20 protein-coding genes and 1 riboswitch are annotated in these 21077 nt (G+C 68.7%); of the genes, 6 read left to right on the top strand and 14 right to left on the bottom strand.

What is annotated here, in order from left to right:
- Positions 1-58: 58 nt before the first annotated feature.
- The 9 genes from pncA to AC07RV_RS26710 all read right to left on the bottom strand — a co-directional run bounded on the left by pncA (position 59) and on the right by AC07RV_RS26710 (position 9549).
- Complete coding sequence (gene pncA, locus AC07RV_RS26750; protein WP_057593414.1) at positions 59-784, bottom strand: bifunctional nicotinamidase/pyrazinamidase; 726 nt, start codon at positions 782-784, stop codon at positions 59-61.
- 80 nt (positions 785-864) lie between these two features.
- A complete protein-coding gene (locus tag AC07RV_RS26745) occupies positions 865-1608 on the bottom strand; it encodes an ABC transporter ATP-binding protein (RefSeq protein ID WP_057593415.1) in 744 nt (247 codons plus the stop codon).
- A complete protein-coding gene (locus AC07RV_RS26740) occupies positions 1605-2369 on the bottom strand; it encodes an ABC transporter ATP-binding protein (RefSeq protein WP_057593416.1) in 765 nt (254 codons plus the stop codon). The genes AC07RV_RS26745 and AC07RV_RS26740 overlap by 4 nt, the downstream gene beginning before the upstream one ends.
- Positions 2366-4297, bottom strand: a complete 1932-nt coding sequence (locus AC07RV_RS26735) for an ABC transporter permease (RefSeq protein ID WP_296781944.1) — start codon at positions 4295-4297, stop codon at positions 2366-2368. Before AC07RV_RS26735 ends, AC07RV_RS26740 begins: the two co-directional genes overlap by 4 nt.
- 142 nt (positions 4298-4439) lie before the next feature.
- Positions 4440-5645, bottom strand: a complete 1206-nt coding sequence (locus tag AC07RV_RS26730) for an ABC transporter substrate-binding protein (protein WP_093343883.1) — start codon at positions 5643-5645, stop codon at positions 4440-4442.
- 73 nt (positions 5646-5718) lie between these two features.
- Positions 5719-6303: an amino acid synthesis family protein gene (locus AC07RV_RS26725; protein ID WP_296781945.1), complete on the bottom strand. Its 585-nt coding sequence runs from the start codon at positions 6301-6303 to the stop codon at positions 5719-5721.
- 46 nt (positions 6304-6349) lie between these two features.
- Positions 6350-6994 (bottom strand): amino acid synthesis family protein, encoded by a 645-nt coding sequence (locus tag AC07RV_RS26720; RefSeq protein ID WP_057593420.1) that lies wholly within the window; start codon positions 6992-6994, stop codon positions 6350-6352.
- Between the two features lie 21 nt (positions 6995-7015).
- The gene (locus AC07RV_RS26715; RefSeq protein ID WP_296781946.1) at positions 7016-7921 is read right to left on the bottom strand and encodes a UPF0280 family protein; all 906 of its coding nucleotides are present in this window, start codon (positions 7919-7921) and stop codon (positions 7016-7018) included.
- Positions 7922-7923: 2 nt separating this feature from the next.
- Positions 7924-9549 (bottom strand): 6-hydroxynicotinate reductase, encoded by a 1626-nt coding sequence (locus tag AC07RV_RS26710; protein WP_296781947.1) that lies wholly within the window; start codon positions 9547-9549, stop codon positions 7924-7926.
- 304 nt (positions 9550-9853) lie between these two features.
- Here AC07RV_RS26710 and AC07RV_RS26705 point away from each other — a divergent pair, with 304 nt between their 5' ends.
- The 3 genes from AC07RV_RS26705 to AC07RV_RS26695 are packed head-to-tail and all read left to right on the top strand — an operon-like array spanning position 9854 to position 12562.
- Positions 9854-10627 carry a ferredoxin--NADP reductase gene (locus AC07RV_RS26705; RefSeq protein WP_093343879.1) on the top strand — a complete coding sequence of 258 codons (774 nt, stop codon included), beginning with the start codon at positions 9854-9856 and terminating at the stop codon, positions 10625-10627.
- A gap of 19 nt (positions 10628-10646) precedes the next feature.
- Positions 10647-11417, top strand: coding sequence for a TetR/AcrR family transcriptional regulator (locus AC07RV_RS26700; protein WP_057593424.1), 771 nt, complete (start codon positions 10647-10649; stop codon positions 11415-11417).
- Positions 11363-12562, top strand: a complete 1200-nt coding sequence (locus AC07RV_RS26695; protein ID WP_296781948.1) for an amidohydrolase family protein — start codon at positions 11363-11365, stop codon at positions 12560-12562. The genes AC07RV_RS26700 and AC07RV_RS26695 overlap by 55 nt, the downstream gene beginning before the upstream one ends.
- Before the next feature lie 12 nt (positions 12563-12574).
- Here the strand turns inward: AC07RV_RS26695 and AC07RV_RS26690 are convergent, their stop codons facing one another.
- The 5 genes from AC07RV_RS26690 to AC07RV_RS26670 all read right to left on the bottom strand — a co-directional run bounded on the left by AC07RV_RS26690 (position 12575) and on the right by AC07RV_RS26670 (position 19299).
- Complete coding sequence (locus AC07RV_RS26690) at positions 12575-12976, bottom strand: GtrA family protein (protein ID WP_296781949.1); 402 nt, start codon at positions 12974-12976, stop codon at positions 12575-12577.
- A 4-nt stretch (positions 12977-12980) separates the two neighbouring features.
- On the bottom strand, positions 12981-13997 hold the full coding sequence (locus AC07RV_RS26685; protein WP_296781950.1) for a glycosyltransferase family 2 protein: 1017 nt from the start codon (positions 13995-13997) through the stop codon (positions 12981-12983).
- Positions 13994-15739 carry an ArnT family glycosyltransferase gene (locus AC07RV_RS26680; protein ID WP_296781951.1) on the bottom strand — a complete coding sequence of 582 codons (1746 nt, stop codon included), beginning with the start codon at positions 15737-15739 and terminating at the stop codon, positions 13994-13996. Before AC07RV_RS26680 ends, AC07RV_RS26685 begins: the two co-directional genes overlap by 4 nt.
- Positions 15740-15887: 148 nt before the next feature.
- Positions 15888-18602 carry a methionine synthase gene (metH, locus tag AC07RV_RS26675; RefSeq protein ID WP_296781952.1) on the bottom strand — a complete coding sequence of 905 codons (2715 nt, stop codon included), beginning with the start codon at positions 18600-18602 and terminating at the stop codon, positions 15888-15890.
- 60 nt (positions 18603-18662) lie between these two features.
- Positions 18663-18792: riboswitch (S-adenosyl-L-homocysteine riboswitch) on the bottom strand.
- A gap of 69 nt (positions 18793-18861) precedes the next feature.
- Positions 18862-19299, bottom strand: coding sequence for a PACE efflux transporter (locus AC07RV_RS26670; RefSeq protein ID WP_093343867.1), 438 nt, complete (start codon positions 19297-19299; stop codon positions 18862-18864).
- Between the two features lie 116 nt (positions 19300-19415).
- On the opposite strand from AC07RV_RS26670, the gene AC07RV_RS26665 reads away from it, so the two are divergent.
- Genes AC07RV_RS26665 through AC07RV_RS26655 form a run of 3 tightly spaced genes read left to right on the top strand, consistent with a single transcriptional unit; the run spans position 19416 to position 21066 of the window.
- Complete coding sequence (locus AC07RV_RS26665; protein WP_296781953.1) at positions 19416-20333, top strand: LysR family transcriptional regulator; 918 nt, start codon at positions 19416-19418, stop codon at positions 20331-20333.
- Between the two features lie 53 nt (positions 20334-20386).
- Positions 20387-20647 carry a type II toxin-antitoxin system Phd/YefM family antitoxin gene (locus AC07RV_RS26660; RefSeq protein ID WP_296781954.1) on the top strand — a complete coding sequence of 87 codons (261 nt, stop codon included), beginning with the start codon at positions 20387-20389 and terminating at the stop codon, positions 20645-20647.
- The gene (locus AC07RV_RS26655) at positions 20647-21066 is read left to right on the top strand and encodes a type II toxin-antitoxin system VapC family toxin (protein ID WP_296781955.1); all 420 of its coding nucleotides are present in this window, start codon (positions 20647-20649) and stop codon (positions 21064-21066) included. The genes AC07RV_RS26660 and AC07RV_RS26655 overlap by 1 nt, the downstream gene beginning before the upstream one ends.
- Positions 21067-21077: the final 11 nt, after the last annotated feature.

Raw genomic sequence — 21077 nt, 5'->3', positions numbered from 1 at the left:
GTGGTGTGTCGGGTGCGCGGCACGGGCCCGCGCACCGGCGGGCTTCCCTGTCGTCTTCTCAGGCGCCCTGGATGTCGGCCGACTGGATGCGCTTCACGCCCTTGGCGCTCATCTGCTTCCAGGCCGCGGCCAGCGAGCCGTTGAGGTCGATGGCGCGCGTGGCGTCCTCGATCACGTAGGCATCGAAGCCGGCCTTGCGCGCATCGAGCGCAGTCCAGGCGACGCAGAAGTCGGTCGCCAGTCCGGTCACGAACACGGTCTTGATGCCGCGCGCCTTGAGGTAGCCGGCCAGGCCGGTCGAGGTCTTGCGGTCGGCTTCCTCGAAGGCCGAGTAGCTGTCGACGTCGGCATGGAAGCCCTTGCGGATGATCAGCTGCGCGGTCGGCAGCTTGAGGTCCTTGTGCAGCGCCGCGTCGTCCGTGCCCTGCACGCAGTGGTCGGGCCACAGCACCTGGTTGCCGTAGTTCAGCTTGATGCTGCTGAAGGGCTTCTGGCCCGCGTGCGCGCTCGCGAACGAGGCATGGCCCTGGGTGTGCCAGTCCTGCGTGACCACGATGTTCTGGAACGAGGCCGCCAGCTGGTTGATGACCGGCACCACGTCGGCACCGCCTTTCACCGGCAGCGTGCCGCCGTCGATGAAGCAGTTCTGCACGTCGACCACGATCAGCACGGCCTTGTCGCCGGGCTTGATCTTCGCGCCGGCGGCGAAGAGCGCGCCCGAGGCGCCGAGCAGGCCGAGGGCGGCCGTGGATTGGAGGAAGCGTCTGCGGTGCGTGTCGTTCATGGTCTGTGCTCCGTGCTTGCGTTGATGGAAACGAAACCCTGCAAGGAATGCGCCCGAAGGCGCATCGACTGACTGACTGACTAGACGCTCAGGTACGCGCGCCGCACTTCCTCGTTGGCCGCGAGCTCGGCCATGGTGGCGTGGTAGCGGATCTGGCCCTTCTCGAGCACGTAGGCACGGTCGGAGACCAGCTCCGCGAAGTGCATGTTCTGCTCCGACAGCAGGATGCTCACGCCCTGCGCCTTGAGCTCGAGGATCATGTTCGCCATCTGCTCGACGATCACCGGCGCCACGCCTTCGGACGGTTCGTCGAGCAGCACCAGGTAGGGGTTGCCCATCAGCGTGCGCGCCACGGTCAGCATCTGCTGCTCGCCGCCGCTCATGCGACCGCCGGGTCGGTGGGGCATCTCGCCGAGGTTGGGGAACAGCTTGAACAGCCGCTCGGGCGTCCACAGCGGCGCCTCGCTGCCGTCGGCCCAGCGGCGCGCGGCCTGCTTGCCGACCTCGAGGTTCTCCATCACCGTGAGGTCGGTGAACACGCGCCGGTCCTCGGGCACGAAGCCCAGGCCCAGGCGCGCCGCGTGGTGCGGCTCGCTCTTCGAGATGTCGTGGCCCAGGAAGCGCACCGCGCCGCGGCGCTTGCCGAGCATGCCGATCAGCGCCTTGAGCGTGGTCGACTTGCCGGCGCCGTTGCGGCCCATGAGCGCGACCACCTCGCCGCGCCGCACCTCGAGGTCGACGTCGTAGAGGATCTGGGCGGCGCCGTACCAGGCGCACAGGGCCTTGGCCTGGAGCAGGGGTTCGGAAGCGTTCGTCGTGTTCATGCCGCTGCTTTCTCGAAGGTCTTGCCGCTGCCGAAGTACACCTCCTGCACCTTCGGGTGGTCGCGGATCTCGAGCGGCTTGCCCTGCGCGATGAGGCGGCCGCGCGCCAGCACGATCATGCGGTCGGCATAGGCGAACACCACGTCCATGCTGTGCTCGGTGAACAGCACGGCCATGCCGCGATCGATGACCAGCTGCTTGGTGAGCGCCATCAGCGAGTTGCGTTCCTTCGGCGCCATGCCGGCCGTGGGCTCGTCCATCAGCAGCAGCTTGGGGCTGTTGGCCATCGCGATCGCGAGCTCGACGCGCTTGACGTCGCCGTAGGCCAGCACGCTGCAGGGCCGGTCGGCCTGCGACTTCATGCCGACCTGGTCGAGCAGCGCCAGCGCCTCGTCGCGCTGGTGCTCGGCGGCGCGGCGCCACATCGAGAACAGCTTGCGGTCGTGCGAGAGCAGCGCCATCTGCACGTTCTCGACCACCGTGAGCGAGGCGAAGGTCTCGGCGATCTGGAAGGTGCGGCCCACGCCCATGCGCCAGATCTCGCGCGGCTTGCGGCCCACGAGTTCCTGGCCGTCGAGCGTGATCGAACCCTGGTCGGCCTTGAGCTGGCCGTTGACCATATTGAAGGTGGTGGACTTGCCGGCGCCGTTGGGGCCGATCAGCGCCAGCAGTTCGCCCGGGGGCAACTCGAAGCTGATGCCATCGACGGCCTTGACGCCCCCGAAGGACTTGCCGAGGTTGTTGACCTTGAGCAGGCTCATGCCTTCACCTCCTCGAGCTTCCCATCGACGGCTTTCTTCTCTTCCTTCGGCGCGCGGAAACGCTCCGCGAGCTGCTTGATCGATCCCGCGATGCCCTGCGGGAACAGCAGCACCAGGATCAGGATGATGGCGCCGAGCATCGCGCGCCAGTAGTCGGTGTTGCGCGCCACGGTGTCGTGCAGCCAGGTGAAGGTGACGGCACCGACCACCGGGCCCGCGAGCGTCTGGATGCCGCCGAGCAGCACCATCACGAGGCCGTCGACCGACTTGCCGACCGACAGCGTCTCGGGCGAGATGCTGCCCTTGGAGAACGCGAACAGCGCGCCGGCCAGGCCCGCCACCGCGCCCGCGATGACGAAGGCGGCCCACTGCATGCGCTTGACGTCGATGCCGATGGCGTCGGCGCGCAGCACCGAGTCGCGGCCCGCGCGCAGGGTGTAGCCGAAGGGCGAATACAGCACGCGGCGCAGCCACCAGACGCCGGCCGACACCAGCACCAGCGTGAGCCAGTAGTAGGCGCGCTTGTCCGACAGCCAGGCCGAGGGCCAGACGCCCGTGAGGCCGTTGCTGCCGCCCGTGAAGCTGTCCCACTGGTAGGTGATGGCCCAGGTGATCTGCGCGAAGGCCAAGGTGAGCATCGCGAGGTACACGCCCGACAGCCGCACCGCGAACCAGCCGTAGACGAAGGCGCCGAGCGCTGCCACCAGCGGCGCGACCACCAGCGTGAGCTCCATCGGCAGGCCCAGCGAGCGTGCGAGCAGCGCGGCGCCGTAGGCCCCGAGGCCGAAGTAGGCGGCATGGCCGAACGAGTGCATGCCGGCCGGGCCCATGATGAAGTGCAGGCTGGCGGCGAACAGGGCCGCGATCAGCAGGTCGATCATCAGCACCAGCGTGTAGGGCGAACCGGCCGTCAGCACCGGCAGCGCGGCGAGCACCAGCGCGAGCACCACGGCACCGGCCAGGTAGAGGTTGCCGGAACGGCGCAGCGGTTCCTCCTGCATGCCGACGTAGCGGCTCGGCGCCTGCGCGCGGCCGAACAGGCCCCACGGGCGCCACACCAGCACGGCCGCCATCACGAGGAAGTCGACCATCAGCGTGAGCTTGGAGAAGGACACGTCGATGCCGAAGATCTGCACCACGCCGAGCCAGATGCACACGGCCTTGATCTCGGCGATCAGCAGCGCGGCCACGTAGGCGCCGGGCAGCGAGCCCATGCCGCCGACCACCACCACCACGAAGGCGGCGCCGATGGTGTTGAGGTCCATCTCGAGCGTGGCGGGCTCGCGCGGCAGCTGCAGCGCGCCGCCCAGGCCCGCGAGCAGCGCGCCGAGCGCGAACACCGCGGTGAACAGCCACGCCTGGTTGACGCCCAGCGCGCTGACCATCTCGCGGTCCTGCGTGGCGGCGCGCACCAGCGTGCCGAAGCGCGTGCGCGTGAGCAGCAACCAGACCAGGCCCAGCACCACCGGGCCGACCACGATCAGGAACAGGTCATAGGAGGGGAACTGGCGCCCGAGGATCTCGACCGAGCCCTTGAGGCCGGGCGCGCGCGGGCCCAGCAGCTCGTCGGGGCCCCAGAGCCACAGCACCGCGTCCTTGATGACCAGCACCAGCGCGAAGGTGGCGAGCAGCTGGAACAGCTCGGGCGCCTTGTAGATGCGGCGCAGCAGCAGCACCTCGATCAGCGCGCCGAGCACGCCGACCGCGACCGCCGCGATCAGCAGCGCGGGCCAGAAGCCCAGGCTCGCGCCGAGCTTGTCGACCAGCGTGTACGCGAGGTAGATGCCGACCATGAAGAAGGATCCATGGGCGAAATTGACGATGCGCGTCACGCCGAAGATCAACGAGAGGCCGGCCGCCACGAAGAACAGCGACGAGGCGCCGGCCAACCCGTTGAGCAACTGAACAACGAAGCCTGAAAAGCTCATTCAAGGATCCCGAGGAACTGGAAACTCCCGCCCCCGCCAGGCGCCCGAGGCGCATGGCTGACGCGGTGGTGGTGCCACCTGCTGCCCATGCCGTGCACGCGCGGACCGTTCGGGCAATGCCCGCGGTCCGCGCGCAGCGGCATCAGTCGGCGGGGCGCATCTTCTTGACTTCGTCGTCGCTCGGCTGGAACTTGGCGCCGTCGAGGTAGACGTAGTCCACCATCACGCCCTTGCCGCCGTCGTTCTTCGTCTTGCCCACGTACGCGCCCATGGTCGACTGGTTGTCCTGCGCGCGGTAGCTGATCTTGCCGAAGGGGCTGTCGAGCTGCAGGCCCTTGAAGGCCGCGACCAGCTTCTCGGTGTCGGTGCTGCCGGCCTTCTGGATGCCGGCCGCGATCGAGTGGATGGCGCTGTAGCCGACCACCGAGCCCAGGCGCGGGTAGTCCTTGAACTTGGCCTGGTAGGCATCGAGGAAGGCCTTGTGCTCGGGCGTCTTGATGCCGCTCCACGGATAGCCGGTCACGATCCAGCCGTTGGGCGCCTCGTCCTTCAGCGGGTCGAGGTACTCGGGTTCGCCGGTCAGCACGCTGACCACTTCACGGTCCTTGAACAGGCCGCGGGTGTTGCCCTCGCGCACGAACTTCGAGAGGTCGGCGCCGAACAGCACGTTGAAGATCGCGTCGGGCTTGGCATCGGCGAGCGCCTGCACCACGCTGCCCGAATCGACCTTGCCCAGCGGCGGCGCCTGCTCGGCGACGAACTCCACATCGGGCTGCGCGGCCTTCAGCAGGGTCTTGAAGGTCGCGACCGAGGACTGGCCGTACTCGTAGTTGGGGTAGACGATGGCCCAGCGCTTCTTCTTGAGCTTGGCGGCCTCGGGCACCAGCATCGCGACCTGCATGTAGGTCGAGGGACGCAGGCGGTAGGTGTAGCGGTTGCCGTTGCTCCAGACGATCTTGTCGGTCAGCGGCTCGGCGGCGAGATAGAAGAACTTCTTCTGCTTCGCGAAGTCGGTCAGCGCCAGGCCGGTGTTCGAGAGGAAGGCGCCCGCGAGCACGTCGACCTTCTCGCGCGAGATCAGCTCCTCGGCCACGCGCACGGCGTCGCCGGGGTTGGCGTTGTCGTCGCGGCTGATCAGTTCGATCTTCCGGCCGTTGACCCCGCCCTTGGCGTTGATCTCGTCGACCGCGAGTTCCATGCCCTTCTTGTAGGGCTCGAGGAAGGCCGGCTGCGCCTTGTAGCTGTTGATCTCGCCGATCTTGATCACGCCCTGGGCGTGCGCGGGAACGAGGGCGCAGGTCAGGGTCAGGACGGAAGCCGCGCTGAAAACATGGCGCAAGGGGATCATCGGGAAGCTCCTGGTGGGGTTCGAGAAAAACGGGAAAGGAACGAGGAAATCGGTGGAAAGGTGGAGTGTCGCCTCAGCGCAGGCCGTCTTCGCCCTTGATCTCGCCGGCCTGTAGGCCGCCGATGCGCGGCAGTGGGCGGCCACTGTCGGTGACCGCCACGGCCACCAAGATCTCGCCGGCGCGCGGGGCGTCGGAGACGCGGGCCTCGATGGCGTCGAAATGGCTGCGCACGAAGGCCGCGTCCTTGTGGCCCAGCGGCACGTCGATGGCGGTGCCGAGGGTGCCGAGCTTCTTGGCCGAGGGCACGAGCGCCGCGCCCTTCTCGACCGCCACGCGCAGCGGCGCGCCGAGCTTGGGATGCAGGATCGCGGCCGCGTGTTCGAGCTCGCCGCCTTCGCCGACGATCGCGGCCTTGCCGTAGCTCTGCGCCTGGCCGGGCTCGATGCCCAGCGCCTTCACGGCCTTCTGGCCCAGCAGCGCGCCGAGCTCCTCGCCGATCGCGATCAGCTCGTCGAGGTTCTCGCTGTAGCGGCCCGCGTAGGGGTTGGCGATCACGGCGATGGCGACGGCGCGGCGCGTGGGCGGCGCGATGTCGCGGCCCATTTCCTTGCGGGTTTCGTCGACCTGGACGACGAGCTTGCGGATGTTGGCGGTCATGTCTGGATTTCCTTTGGCTTCTCTTCTTGTCTCTTCGTACACGGGCTCAGCGCAAGCCGTCCCACTTGGCGATGTTTTCGGCTAGCAGGCCGCCGACGCGTGCATGCACGCGGTAGCCGGTGCTCATCGCGAGGATGAACACGATCTCGTCGGCCGCGGGCGCGCCGGGCACGCGAACTTCGATGGCGTCGAACTGGCCGCGCACATAGCTGGCGTTGATGTTGGTCAGCGGCACGTCGAGCGTGGTGCCGGGCGCGCCGACCTTCTTGGTAGAGGGCACGATCGACAGCGCATTGCCGGGCTGGCCGGTCTTCTTCTCGTCGACGGTGCCCTTGGCATAGGCGACGCGGTCGCCCTTCCAGCCGAGCAGCTCGCGCATCGCGTAGCCGCCGGGCACGTGCCACAGCGCGCCGTGCTCGAGCTCGCCCGCGGCGCCGACGATGGCGCCCTTGCCGTAGGTGGCGAGCTGCTCGAGCGGCACGTCCATCGCGGCGTGCAGCTTGTGCGCCATCTCGAGGCCCACCGGATCGAGCAGGCTCATCATCGGCAGGATGTCGGGCTCGTAACGGCCCGCGAAGGGATTGGTCAGCACGGCGGCGATGGCACCACGCACCAGCGGCGTCTGGGCACGCGGCCCGAACTCGTGGTGGATGTGCTCGACCTGGGTGAAGACTCGGCGGATATCGATCATGAAAAAGAACCTTGCTTTTCGTTAAGCAATTACTGAACCAACTGCGCGCGAAAGCCTTGCTTCGAGGGGCTTCGAGCATAAGGGCTCGACCAGTCGCCACTGCCCCTGGCAAACGAGCAGAGCGGCCCATGCGAGCCCGCCTTTTTGCAGGACGCGGGCGCACACCGCGCCCGTATCGAGTGCGCTGCGCACCTGCGCGGGGGGCAGTGGCGGCACGTCGACGGTGACCAGCGTGTCGCCGAGGTCGCTGTTGTCCTTGCGCTCGCTCGCGGGCACGCGGCGGATCGCCTCGTTGTCGACGTCGACCGCGTTGGCGATCACGGTCGCGGCCGCGTCGGCCTGCGCCGCGGTGGCCGCCAGCACCGTCACGCTGTCGGCGATGCCGAGCGAGAAGCTGCGCCCGCGCCAGCCGCTGGTCGCGACGCCGCGCACCGGCTGGTCGGCGCGCAGTTCGAACTGGCCGTCGGTGTCGACGAGGCCGTTGGCATCGCGCCAGTCGAAGCGCGCGAGGTCCGCGTAGACGCCCACGCGCGCGGTCTGGTCCGGCGCCAGATGCACGGCGATGTCGCCGCCGTTGTTGACCCAGGCGCGCTCGATGCCGGGGCGCTGGTAGAAGGCGATCAGTTCCTGCGCCACCGCGCCCGCGACCGCGGCCATCGGCGTGATGAAGGTCGGCGCGAACGCCGCGCAGGCATCCCACATGCGGCGCGCCACCACGCCGCGCGGACGCATCTTGTCGGTGACCGGCAGCCGCAGCAGCGGCAGTTCGTGCACCAGTTCGTCGAGCACGTGCGCGAAGCGCGCCCAGGCCGCATCGTGCGCGGCCGCCACCGCGTAGCGGTCGCCGTGCGCCTCGGCCACGATGTCGATCGGGCCGTGGTTGAAGTGCCAGCGGTGCTCGTCGAGCGCCGTGCGTTGGGCGGACATGGTTATCCCAGCATCGGGACGTGACCGAGGGGCCAGGGATTGGCTTCGTCGATGACGAGCCATTGGCGCGCGAGCGGCGCGCCGTCTTCCTGCCAGGCACCGCGCGCGAGCGCCTGCTCGAGCGGGAAGACATGCTCCATGTGGCCGCCGAGCGCCTCGTAGTCGGCGCGCCGCATGCTGAACTCGATGGGCGCGACGATCGCGGGCGTGGGCACGGTGCCGAAGCTGTTGTCGGGCATGCGCATGACGTCGGCCATCACCGTGATGCCGCCGCCCGGCCACACATAGGCCGGCGCGCCACCGCAGGTGACGTTGACCAGCGCGCGCTTGATGGCGCGCGTGAGCAGCACCGGGTTCTCGGTGACGCCCGCGCGCAGGCTGCCGCCGGCACCGCCGAGGAACAGCACGGTGCACAGCGAGGGTTCGCAGTTCTCGCCGATGCGCTCGACGATGCGCTTGACCTCGGGCGGCATCGGCTGCTCGACGGGCTGCAGCGCATCGTCGAGCACGTACCACTGCGCATGCTCGCCGGTGGTCGAGGTCATGAGCAGGCGCAAGCCGGGCTTGGCCACGCCCTCCTCCCAGCCCTCGATGATCGACAGCGGATCGGCGATGTCGGTGCCGCCCCAGCCGTTGCCCGGATTGGCGACCTGGAAGTAGCGCCCCGGCGTCGACTTGCGGCCCAGCATCTGGATGCCCGAGGGCGGCATGTCGAGGCAGCGGCCGGCCTGGTGCTCGGTCAGCACGCCCGTGATGTGGTCGTCGACCACCACCACCTCGTCGGCCACGCCGGCGAACTGGCGCGCGAAGATGCCGACCGCCGCGGAGCCGCAGCCCACGCGCATGCGCTGCTCTTCCACGCCGTTGACGATCGGCGCCTTGCCGGCCTGGATCACCAGGCTGGCGCCGCCGTCGATGGTGCATTCGATGGCCTTCTTGTTGCCCAGCAGTTGCATCAGTTCGGCCGTCATGCGGCCTTCCTTCTTGCTGCCGCCCGTGAGGTGGTGCACGCCACCCAGCGACAGCATCTGCGAGCCGTACTCGGCCGTGGTGACGTGGCCCACCACCTCGCCGCGGTAGCGCACGTTGGCCTGCTCGGCGCCGAGGAAGCGGTCGGTGTCGATCTTCACCTTGAAGCTGCAGTAGCTGAAGATGCCCTCGGTGACCACGGTGACCATGTCCACGCCCTGCGCCTTGGAGGCGACGATGAAGGGCGCGGGCTTGTAGTCGGGGTAGGTGGTGGAGGAACCGACGCCGGTGACGAAGACCTCGTCGGCATGCAGCAGGTCGCCATTCCAGTCGGGCGACGACTCTTCGGCCTTGCCGTCTTCGGCCACCGCCGTGCGGTCGAAAGCCACCAGCGCGGGCGCATCGCTCGCGAGCTGGCGGCGCAGCAGCACCACCGGATCGACGCGCACCAGCACGCCCTCGCGGTTGGCATAGCGGTCGCAGGCGCCGGTGCGTCCGTCGGAGATCTGGCACAGCACCGGGCAGGCATTGCATTCGACCTTGGCCGCGCTCATGCGCTCGTTGCGCAGCGGCGCCTTGCCGAAACCGCCGGGGCCGGCCTCGGCGACCACCGGCACGTCCATGCCCGGCAGTCCGTCTGTCTTCGTGTGTTCCGTCATCGGGGGGCGACCTCTTGTTGGCTGCAAATCGTGGTGGCGGGGTTTGCAACAAACGTGCCGCATGTCCGCTTGTGCCGGGGCTTTCGTTTGTGTAGCATCCCCTACACTTTCATGTTGCATTCACTACATTGAAGGTCAATGTAGCAAACGGGCCCGATGCTTGCAATGGTGTTTTCTCGCGATGTTCATCGGGGTTTTTCCGACCAACGACAATGGAGGGTTCGGAGCCGGCCGGCAGCTGGCGCCCCAAGGGCGTGCATCCCGGCTCAGCCAACCCCCGTCATTCACCACTATTGAGTTCCGTATGAGTGCATTCAGCGAAGAGAAGGTCCTGAGCGTCCACCACTGGACCGACCGCCTGTTCACCTTCACCACCACGCGCGACCCGGCGCTGCGTTTCTCCAACGGCCACTTCACGATGATCGGCCTGCGCGTCAACGACAAGCCGCTGCTGCGCGCCTACAGCATCGTGAGCCCGAACTACGAGGAGCATCTCGAGTTCCTGAGCATCAAGGTGGAAGACGGCCCGCTGACCTCGCGGCTGCAGCACATCCAGGTGGGCGACACCATCATCGTGGGCCGCAAGCCCACCGGCACCCTGCTGATCGACTACACGCTGCCCGGCAAGCGCCTCTACCTGTTCGGCACCGGCACCGGCCTGGCACCGTTCATGAGCGTGATCCGCGACCCCGAGACCTACGAGAAGTTCGAGCAGGTCATCCTGGTGCATGGCGTGCGCCAGGTCGACGAGCTGGCCTACCACGACCTCGTGACCGACCACCTGCCCAAGCACGAGTTTCTCGGCGAGATGGTCGCCAAGCAGCTGCTGTACTACCCCACGGTCACGCGCGAGGAGTTCCGCAACCAGGGCCGCATCACCGACCTGATCGCGAGCAACAAGCTCACCGACGACCTCGGCCTGCCGCCGATCAACGCCGCGGAAGACCGCGTGATGCTGTGCGGCAGCCCGGGCCTGCTGGTCGACCTCAAGCACATCCTCGAGGCACGCGGCTTCAAGGAAGGCAACACCTCGACGCCGGGCGACTTCGTCGTCGAACGCGCCTTCGCCGAGAAGTAAGCAGGACGCCGCGCGATCGATGGCCGACAGCCGCTCCATCACCAAGCCCAAGCCCCAGCGCCGCACCGGCGTGCGCGAGGCCGCGGCCCAGGCCACGCGCGACAGCATCCTCAAGTCGGCGACCAAGGTGTTCGCCAAGTACGGCTACGACGGCGGCAGCGTGGAGAAGATCTCCAAGGCCGCCAAGTCGTACGACCGGATGATCTACTACTACTTCGGCAGCAAGGAAGGCCTGTTCATCGCGGTGCTCGAAGGCATCTACCAGCGCATGGACGACGCCGAGGCCGCGATCGCGCTCGATGCCTCGCGCCCGGTGGAGGCGCTCACCGAAGTGATCCGCTTCGTGCTCGGCTACTACCGCAAGAACCCCGAGTTCGTGACGCTGCTCAACACCGAGAACCTGCACAAGGGCCGGCACATCTCGAAGTCGCTGCGCGCGCGCGAGTATTCGTCGCGGGCGGTGGCGATCATCTCGGAGATCCTCGCGAGCGGCGCGGCCCAGGGGCTGTTCCGCAAGGACCTCGTGGCGCGCGACATCTACCTGCTGATCGCGTCCACCGGCTATTTCTATACCTCCAACCGCCACACGCTCACGGCCTTCCTCGGCGAGCCGCTGGAGTCGCCGGACGCGATCCGGCACTGGGAAGACTTCGTGATCGAGACCGTGCTGCGCACCGTGCGCGCGGACGATCTGCAGGACAACAACACTCCCCCCCACGACGAGGACAACACGAAATGGCAGAAATCGCGAGCAGCGGAAAGTCGGGCAAGGTCGTCATCCAGAACATAGGGCTGCTGCTCTCGGGCGACATCGACAAGCCCATCCTCGACGCCGACACCATCGTGGTGAACGACGGCCTGATCGTCGCCATCGGCAAGCAGAAGGATTGCGACATCGAGGGCGCGAAGACCGTCATCGACGCGCGCCGGACCTGCGTCGCGCCCGGCCTGATCGACAGCCACGTGCACCCGGTGTTCGGCGACTGGACGCCGCGCCAGGGCCAGATCGGCTGGATCGACTCCACCATGCACGGCGGCGTGACCACCATGATCTCGGCCGGCGAGGTGCACCTGCCTGGCCGCCCCAAGGACATCGTGGGCCTGAAGGCCCTGGCCATCACGGCGCAGCGCGCCTTCGACAACTTCCGCCCCGGCGGCGTGAAGGTGCTGGCCGGCGCGCCGGTGATCGAGAAGGGCATGGTCGAGAGCGACTTCAAGGAACTCGCCGAGGCCGGCGTGGGCCTGCTCGGCGAGGTCGGCCTGGGTTCGGTGAAGGCCGGCTACGAGGCCAAGGAGATGGTGGCCTGGGCGCGCAAGTACGGCATCCAGAGCACGATCCACACGGGCGGCCCCTCGATCCCGGGCTCGGGCCTGATCGACAAGGACGTGGTGCTCGAGGCCGATGCCGACGTCATCGGCCACATCAACGGCGGCCACACCTCTCTGCCCGAGGCCCACGTGTGCGAGCTCTGCGAGAAGAGCTCGCGCGCGATCGAGATCGTGCACAACGGCAACGAGAAGGTGGCGATCGCGGCGGCCAAGGCGGCGCTCGAGCTCAAGTGCCCGCACCGCGTGATCCTCGGCACCGACGGCCCCGCGGGCTCGGGCGTCCAGCCGCTGGGCATCCTGCGCATGGTCGCGATGCTGTCGTCGATCGCGAACATCCCGGCCGAGCTGGTGTTCTGCTTCGCCACCGGCAACACCGCGAAGATCCGCAAGCTCAACTGCGGCCTGATCGAGATCGGCCGCGACGCCGATTTCGTCTTCATGGACCGCGCGCAGCATTCGCCCGCGCCGGGCCTGCTCGAGAGCGTGCAGCTCGGCGACATCCCGGGCGTGGGCATGGTGATGATCGACGGCATCGTGCGCTGCGGCCGCAGCCGCAACACGCCGCCAGCGACCGAGATTCCGGTGGTGGTGTCGGGCGCGCACTGAGGCGCGCTGCGCTCAGGGCGAGCGCCGCGCCTTGAAGACCAGGTAGCGCGCGGCGAAGAAGTTCACGACCATGCCCGCGCCGCTGCCCACGGCCACGCCGAGCATCGGCGCCCAGCGGCCGCTCGCCGAATGCAGCACCAGCACGTAGGCGCCGTAGTTCACGACCGCGCCGCCGAGCATGGTCGCGAGGTAGCTCGCATATTCACGCCACACCGTGGTCTCGGAATGACGGTCGCCGAAGGCCAGGTGGCGGTTCATCACCCAGGTGGTGGTGGCGGCCGCGAGGAAGGACAGCACGCGCGCGCCGTACCAGCCCAGCAGCGGCGCGGCGAGGTACAGCACCGCCACGTCGACGCCGAAGCCCACCACGCCGGCCACGGCGAACAGCAGGAACTGGCGCCCGGCCTGCTTCATCGGCTCAACCGCAGGCGCCGTCTTGCCACGAGGCCGACCCGGCCGCGGGCATGGCGAGGTAGCGCAACCGCTTGGCCTCCTGCCGGCCGATGGTCACGGTGTGCAGCACCGCGCCGCAGACCAGCGCGAGCATCGCGCTGAGCATCAGGCCGGTGGCCAGCACGGCCGTGGGCAGGCGCGGCACCAGGCCGGTCTCCCAGAAGGTCATCGCGAGCGGGATCGCGAGCCCCACCGAGGCCAGCGCGAGCAGGCCCGCGAGGATCGCGAAGAACATCAGCGGCCGCTCGCTCACGAACAGCTTGGAGATGGTGACGAGGATGCGCCAGCCGTCGCGGTAGGTCGACAGCTTGCTCACCGAGCCCTCGGGCCGCGAGCGATAGACCGAGGGCACCTCGGCATAGGGCATGCGCAGTTCGAGCGCGTGCACGGTCAGCTCGGTCTCGATTTCGAAGCCCTTGGCCAGCGCGGGAAAGGACTTCACGTAGCGGCGCGAGAAGACGCGAAAGCCCGACAGCATGTCGGTGAAGCTGCCGCCGAACAGGCCCGCGACCGCGCCGGTCAGCATCTGGTTGCCCAGCCGATGGCCGCGACGGTAGGTCTGGGCATCGGTCTGGTCGTCGACGCGCGCGCCCACCACCATGTCGAGCTTCTGCTCGACCAGCATGCGGATCATCTCGCGCACCGTCGAGAGGTCGTAAGTGGCATCGCCGTCGACCATGACGTAGATGTCGGCCTCGACGTCGGCGAACATGCGCCGCACCACGTTGCCCTTGCCGCGCAGCGGCACGTGCACGACGTGCGCGCCATGGGCGCGCGCGACCTCGGCGGTGCCGTCGGTGGAGTTGTTGTCGAAGATGTGGATCTGCGCCTCGGGCAGGTCGGCACGGAAGTCGGCCACCACCTTGGGAATGGCCAGCGCCTCGTTGTAGCAGGGGATGATGGCGGCGATGCGCAGCGCCGGCGGCAGCGGCGAGAGCGCGGCGGCGGCCGTGGGGGAAGCGAGGCGGTCGGCGGTCGTCATGGCGTGGGCGCGAGTATGCGGTAGGCCTTCACACCGTCCTTCTCGACGATCAGGCTGAAGTACTTGTCGAAGTCGGGCTTGGTGTGGACATAGGGCGCGAGCGCGGTCTGGATCACGATCGAGCCGAACTGCTGCGAGGCCAGCTTGCGCGCGAGCTGGTCGGCCGGCAGGTACAGGTAGTCCGAATAGCGGAAGGGCCCGAAGATGTCGCCCCACACCGGGTTGGGCGCGAAGTAGATCGAGTCGTTGAGGCCGACCTGATAGAGCCGGCCCACGGGGTTGGCGCGCAGCTGGCTCAGCACCTCGTAGCCGGGCACGCGTTGGGTGAGGAAGGCTTCGCGCGAGGCGGGCGTGGGCGAGATCATGCGCACGTCGCGCACCGAATGCGCGAGCGCGAAGCCCGCGAGCACCACCATCAGCAGCCCGCCGAAGACGCCCGGCGTGCGCCCGCGCGCGAGCGCCGGCAGCCGGCGCCGCACGAAGGCACCGGCCCAGCCCAGCAGCGTGTGCCAGCCCACGGCGGCCATCAGCGCGAGCAACGGGAACGAGGCCATCATGTAGCGCGGATAGCGCGAGGTCGCGACCCAGATCACCAGCGAGTAGAGGCAGAACACGAAGGCCGCGCGCACCGGACCCGGGCGCCACAGCGGGCTGAACGGCACCAGCAGCAGCGGCCAGAACAGGCCGTTGGGCATGTTGGCGTGGTCGCGCACGTCGGCCAGCTGCTGCGTGTAGTCGGCCATGTTCCAGTTGGTGAAGCCGAACACGCGCGCGCCGATCGGGTTGAAGGGATCGCCGGTCTGCAGGTAGTTGCGCGCATACCAGTAGATGCACGGCACCAGGAACAGCGCGAGGGCCGCGAGCCACGGCAGCGGCCGGCGCTCGCGCCGCGCCACGAACACCGCCACCAGCGGCAGGAAGATCAGCGCCTGGTACTTGGAGCCCGCCGCCACGCCGAGGAAGAAGGCGGCCAGCAGCAACCAGCGCGCGCGCCCGTGGCGCGCTGCGCCGGGCGCCGGTTCGAGCACGTGGCCTTCGTCCCACCACCACAGCGCGACGAAGGCCGCGAGCACGAACAGCGCCACGCCCATGTCGATGTACGAGTTGGGATAGTCGCCCAGCGCGAGCCAGATGCCGGCGCCCAGGCAGGCGATGTAGCGGTTGGCGTGCAGCCGGCCGAGGCGATGGATCATCAGCACCGACAGCCAGCCCGCGAGGCCGTGGATGAAGTGGGTGAAGACGTCGTCGTAGACCGTCAGCGCGGCGGCGTAGAGCAGGTCGTAGTTGTAGGGGAACCAGGGGTAGCGCAGCCACTCGTAGACGCCCAGCGTGCCGCTTTGCGCGACCTGGCGCGCATACGGCAGGTGGTACATCACCTCGTCGAAGGCCACCGGCGGCGCCAGCGGCGAGAACAGCGTGGGCAGGCCCACGAGCAGCAGCGCGGCGAACGCGCACTTCTCGCCGAGGGTCGGCGCCGGCTGCGCGGGCGCGAGCGCGGCGCGCGCCTTCAGCTCGCGGCGCCAGCCGGGCAGCCGCAGCAGCGCCAGCACGATGCCGGCGCCCAGCAGCGCGAGCACCGCGCCCTGGCGCAGCGCACCGGCGATCGCCAGCGCCTGGAAGGCCACGATGAACAGGCCGACGCCGAGCGTGGTCGCGATCGCGCCCTCGAGCCAGGCGTCGCGCCGCGCGGGCGCCCCGAAGCGCGCCAGCACGGTGGCGCCGAAGCCCCAGGCGCCGGCCACGAAGAGCGCCAGCGCCGCGTGGTGCGCGAGGATGAAGAGCAGTGTCTGAATGGGAATCCCCCGGAAGCCTGGATCGGTTCAGCGGCCCGCGGGGCGGGCGGCGTGGATGGCGGCGGCGCGGGGGAACGGAAGGGCCCGCCGCGCGCCGTCAGAGGTTGGGCGCCAGCAGCCGCTCCAGTTCGGATTCGCTCGCCTTGCGGCGCACCGCCTGGTCCTGCAGCTGGTCATGGCCGATTTTGCCTACGTTGAAGTACGTGCTGTCGGGGTGCCCGAGGTAGAACCCCGACACGCTGGCGGCCGGCATCATAGCGAGGCTTTCGGTCAGGCTCATGCCAATGTCCGTGCAGTTCAGGAGGTCGAACATCGGCTTCTTCACGCTGTGGTCGGGGCAGGCCGGGTAGCCGGGCGCGGGGCGGATGCCGCGGTACTTCTCGGCGATCATCTGCTCGTTGCTCAGCGCCTCGTCGGCCGCGTAGCCCCAGAGGTCGGTGCGCACGCGGTGGTGCATGGCCTCGGCGAAGGCCTCGGCCAACCGGTCGGCCAGCGCCTTGAGCATGATCGCGGAGTAGTCGTCGAGGTCGTCGACGAAGTACTTCTCCTTCTTCTCCACGCCCAGGCCCGCGGTCACGGCGAACATGCCCACGTAGTCCTTCAGGCCGCTGTCGCGCGGCGCGACGAAGTCGGCCAGGCAGCGGCTCGGGCGCATCGTGCCCTCGATCTCCTGCTTCTCGGTCTGCTGGCGCAGGCCGTACCAGGTGAGCGCGGCCTCGCTGCGCGACTCGTCGGTGTAGAGCACGATGTCGTCGTCGTTCTCGGTGTTGGCCGGCCAGAAGCCGACCACGCCGCTCGCGCTGAGCCAGCGGCCCTCGATCAGGCGCTTGAGCATGCGCTGGCCGTCGGCGTAGACGCGCACGGCCTCGGTGCCGACGATCTCGTCCTTGAGGATGGCCGGGAACGGCCCCGCGAGGTCCCAGGTCTGGAAGAACGGGCCCCAGTCGATGTACTTCGCGAGCTCGGTCAGGTCGAAGTTGCGGAACACGCGCCGGCCGATGAACTTGGGCGCGGGCGGCACGTAGCTCGACCAGTCGATGGGCGTCTTGTTGGCGCGCGCCCTGGCCAGCGGCCACAGCGGCACCTGCTTCTTGTTGGCGTGCTGCGTGCGCACCTTCTCGTAGTCGGCGTTGATCTCGCCGATGTAGGCCGCGGCCTGGTCGCTCAGCAGCGACTGCGCCACGCTCACGCTGCGCGAGGCGTCGGGGACGTAGACCACCGGGCCTTCGTAGTGCGGCGCGATCTTCACGGCCGTGTGCACGCGGCTGGTGGTGGCGCCGCCGATCAGGAGCGGGATCTTCTTGATGCGGAAATGGTCGTCCTTCTGCATCTCGCCGGCCACGTACTGCATCTCTTCCAGGCTCGGCGTGATCAGGCCCGACAGGCCCACGATGTCCGCGCCCTCGACCTTCGCCTTGGCGAGGATCTCGTGGCACGGGACCATCACGCCCATGTTCACCACCTCGAAGTTGTTGCACTGGAGCACGACGGTGACGATGTTCTTGCCGATGTCGTGCACGTCGCCCTTCACGGTGGCGATGATGATCTTGCCCTTGGTGCGCACGTCGCGGCCCGCGGCCTCGTCCTGGCGCTTCTCTTCCTCGATGTAGGGGATGAGGTGGGCCACGGCCGACTTCATCACGCGCGCCGACTTCACCACCTGCGGCAGGAACATCTTGCCCTGGCCGAACAGGTCGCCCACGATGTTCATGCCGTCCATCAGCGGGCCCTCGATCACGTGCAGCGGACGGCCGCCCTTGGCGAGGATCTGCTGGTAGGCCTCCTCGGTGTCTTCCACGATGAAGTCGGTGATGCCGTGCACCATCGCGTGCGACAGCCGCTGGTTGACGTGCACCGGCTGCTCGGGCGTGCCGCGCCACTCGAGCTTCTTGCTGTCGTCCTTGGCGCCGCTCTTGGCGCTCTCGGCCACTTCGACGAGGCGCTCGCCGGCGTCGGGACGGCGGTTGAGCACCACGTCCTCCACGCGCTCGCGCAGCTCGGGCTCGAGGTCGTCGTAGACGCCGACCATGCCGGCGTTGACGATGCCCATGTCCATGCCGGCCTGGATCGCGTGGTACAGGAACACGGTGTGGATCGCCTCGCGCACCGGGTCGTTGCCGCGGAAGCTGAAGCTCACGTTCGACACCCCGCCCGAGACCTTGGCGCCCGGCAGGTTCTGCTTGATCCAGCGCACGGCGTTGATGAAGTCGACCGCGTAGTTGTCGTGCTCCTCGATGCCGGTGGCGATCGCGAAGATGTTCGGGTCGAAGATGATGTCCTCGGGCGGGAAGCCCACCTCGTCGACCAGGATGCGGTAGGCGCGCTCGCAGATCTCGACCTTGCGCTCGTAGGTATCGGCCTGGCCCTTCTCGTCGAAGGCCATCACCACGGCGGCCGCGCCGTAGCGCTTCACGAGCTTCGCCTCGTGCTTGAACTTGTCCACGCCCTCCTTCATGGAGATCGAGTTGACGATGCCCTTGCCCTGGATGCAGCGCAGGCCGGCCTCGATCACTTCCCACTTCGAGCTGTCGACCATCACCGGCACGCGCGCGATGTCGGGTTCGCTGGCGATCAGGTTGAGGAAGCGCACCATCGCGGCCTTGCTGTCGAGCATGGCCTCGTCCATGTTGATGTCGATCACCTGCGCGCCGTTCTCGACCTGCTGGCGCGCGACCGCCAGCGCCTCCTCGAACTGGCCGTTGAGGATCATGCGCGCGAAGGCCTTGGAACCGGTGACGTTGGTGCGCTCGCCGATATTGACGAACAGGGATCCCTCGCCGATGGCCACCGGTTCGAGACCGGACAGCTTCATGGGAGAAACGAAAGGCGCGGGGACATCGCTCATGGGGCTCACCTGGGCAGGGGAAGACACGTCAGGTGAGCGTCGTTGCAACCGGGCCTTCCGGGCGGGTTTTGCGAGAAGGCGCCTTCCAAGCCTGACGGCGGATGCGCGGACCCGAGCCGGGGTCCCGCGCGCCGCCGCTGCAACGCTCCTTGGAAGGGGTGGCGATTTTACCGGCTGCCGGCCGTGCCGACGGCCCGCGGGTGTATCCGCGGGCCGCCGGAAAGGCTCAGGCCGCCTGCGCGACCGGCGCCGCCGAGGCCGGCAGCCCGAAGGCGCGGTCGAAGGCCCAGTTGAAGACGAAGGTGTAGACCAGGAAGAAGACCACCAGCCCCAGGTCCATCACCAGCGCCTGCCACAGCGAGATGCCCAGGCCCCAGGCGAACATCGGCACCAGCAGGCCGATCAGGCCGCCCTCGAAGCCGATCGCATGGGCGATGCGGCGCTTGAGGCTGCGCCCGCGCACCGCCTGGCGCGCCTCCCAGCGCTCGAACAGGCTGTTGAAGATCAGGTTCCAGATCACCGCGATGACCGAGGCCGCCACCGCCAGCGCGCCCGAATGGCCGAGGCCGGCGCCCGTCAGCAGCGCCAGCCCGGCGCTGGCGGCCACGATGGCGATCCCTTCGTAGAGGGTGATGTAGACGATGCGACGCTGGATTCCCTGCATGACGGACTCTCTTGGCTTGTTGTGTGACTGCGATCCGTCGACTTTATGTGTCTCTTGCTGATATAAAAAGTCAACTTGTTTCAGTTTTATTGAAAGATCGACCCCATGAGGCGGCCATGAGCTTCTCCAGCGACAGCGTCGAGGTCTTCCTGGCCGTGATCGACCACGGCTCCTTCTCGGCCGCCGCCCGCGCCCTGCGCCGCGTGCCGTCGGCGGTCAGCATGGCCATCGCCCACCTCGAGGCCGAGCTCGACCTGCAGCTGTTCGACCGCAAGGGCCGCGAGCCCCGGCCCACGGCCGCCGCGCGCTCGCTCGAGCCGCAGGCGCGCTCGCTGGCCGCACAGCTGCGCCAGCTCGACGCGCAGGCGCTGGCGCTCACGCAGGGGCTGGAGGAACGGCTCACGCTCGCGATCGCGCCCGAGCTGCTGGCCGCGCCCTGGAGCGGCGCGCTGGCCGAGCTGGCGCACGAGTACCCGCTGCTGCAGGTCGAGGTGCTGGCCGCGCCGCAGGCCGACGCGCTGGCGCTGCTGCACAGCGGCCGGGCCCAGCTCGCGCTGGTGTTCGAGCGGCCCAGCCTCGACGGGCGCGAGGGCTTCCAGGAGGTGGGCAGCGACACCATGGTCGCGGTGATGGCGCCGGGCCACCCGGTGCTCGCCGCCGCGCCCGGCGGCCGCCTGCGCGAGGAGCACCTGATCGCCACCCGCCAGATCGTGGTGGCCGGCCGCGACCTCGTCACGGCCATGGACCCGCGCAGCGTGTTCGCGCGCCACCTCTGGCGCACCGACAACGCGCTGGCCGCCCTGAGCCTGATCACCGCCGGCGTCGGCTGGGGCTGGCTGCCGCGCAATTTCGTGCGGCCGCACGTGGCGGCGGGCGCGCTGGTCGAGATCCCGCTCGAGAACCTCAGCAACGGCCTGAACCTGTGGGTGGACGTGGTGTGGTCGCGCGAACGGCCGCTGGGGCTGGGGGCGCAGCGCTTCGTGGCGTTGATTTCGCGGGAGCGGGTGGCGGCCAAGTCGATGGGGGTGGATTGACGCGCGCCCGCTGATTGTCATAACATACAAACAAACTAGACCAGGGAGCTGCCATGACCATCACCAGCATTTCCAGCCGGGACTTCACCCGCGACGTGGCCGCCGCCAAGCGTGCGGCCACCCACGGGCCGGTCTACATCACGAACCGCGGCGTGCCCGAGTACGTTCTCCAGCGCATCGAGGACTACCGCCGCGAAAGCGGAGAAGCCGAGGAGTCCTTGCTCGCCCTCATGGACAGCCTGCCCGCCACGGACGACGAACCCTTCGATCCGCCGCGCGCGCAGATCGTGCCGAAGACACCGGACCTCGGCTGATGTACGTCCTCGACACCAACGTCGTGTCGGAACTCCGGCACGGCAAGCCGAACCCGTCGCCCGCCGTGCGCGACTGGGCGGCCTCGATCCCGCAGCGCCATTTCTTCCTGAGCGCGATCACCGTGCTCGAGATCGAGACGGGCATCCTGCGGATGGAGCGCCGCTCACCGCCGCAAGGTGGATCGCTGCGCCGCTGGTTCGACGCCCTGCGCGAAGCCTTCGACGGCCGGATTCTTCCTTTCGGGGCGGAAGCCGCACTGCTGTGCGCGCCGATGCACGTTCCCGATCCGCGCGACTACCGCGATTCGATGATCGCGGCCACGGCGCTGGCGCACGGCTTCACGCTGGTCACGCGCAACCTGCGCGATTTCGAGAGAAGCGGCGCGAAGCTGCTCAACCCCTGGCCGGCCGAAGGCTGAGCGCCCTGGGC

The sequence above is a fragment of the Variovorax sp. GW821-FHT09B01 genome (assembly GCF_059418345.1).
Note: the sequence above shows the minus strand (reverse complement) of the source record. Positions and strands in the feature narration are given on the sequence as shown.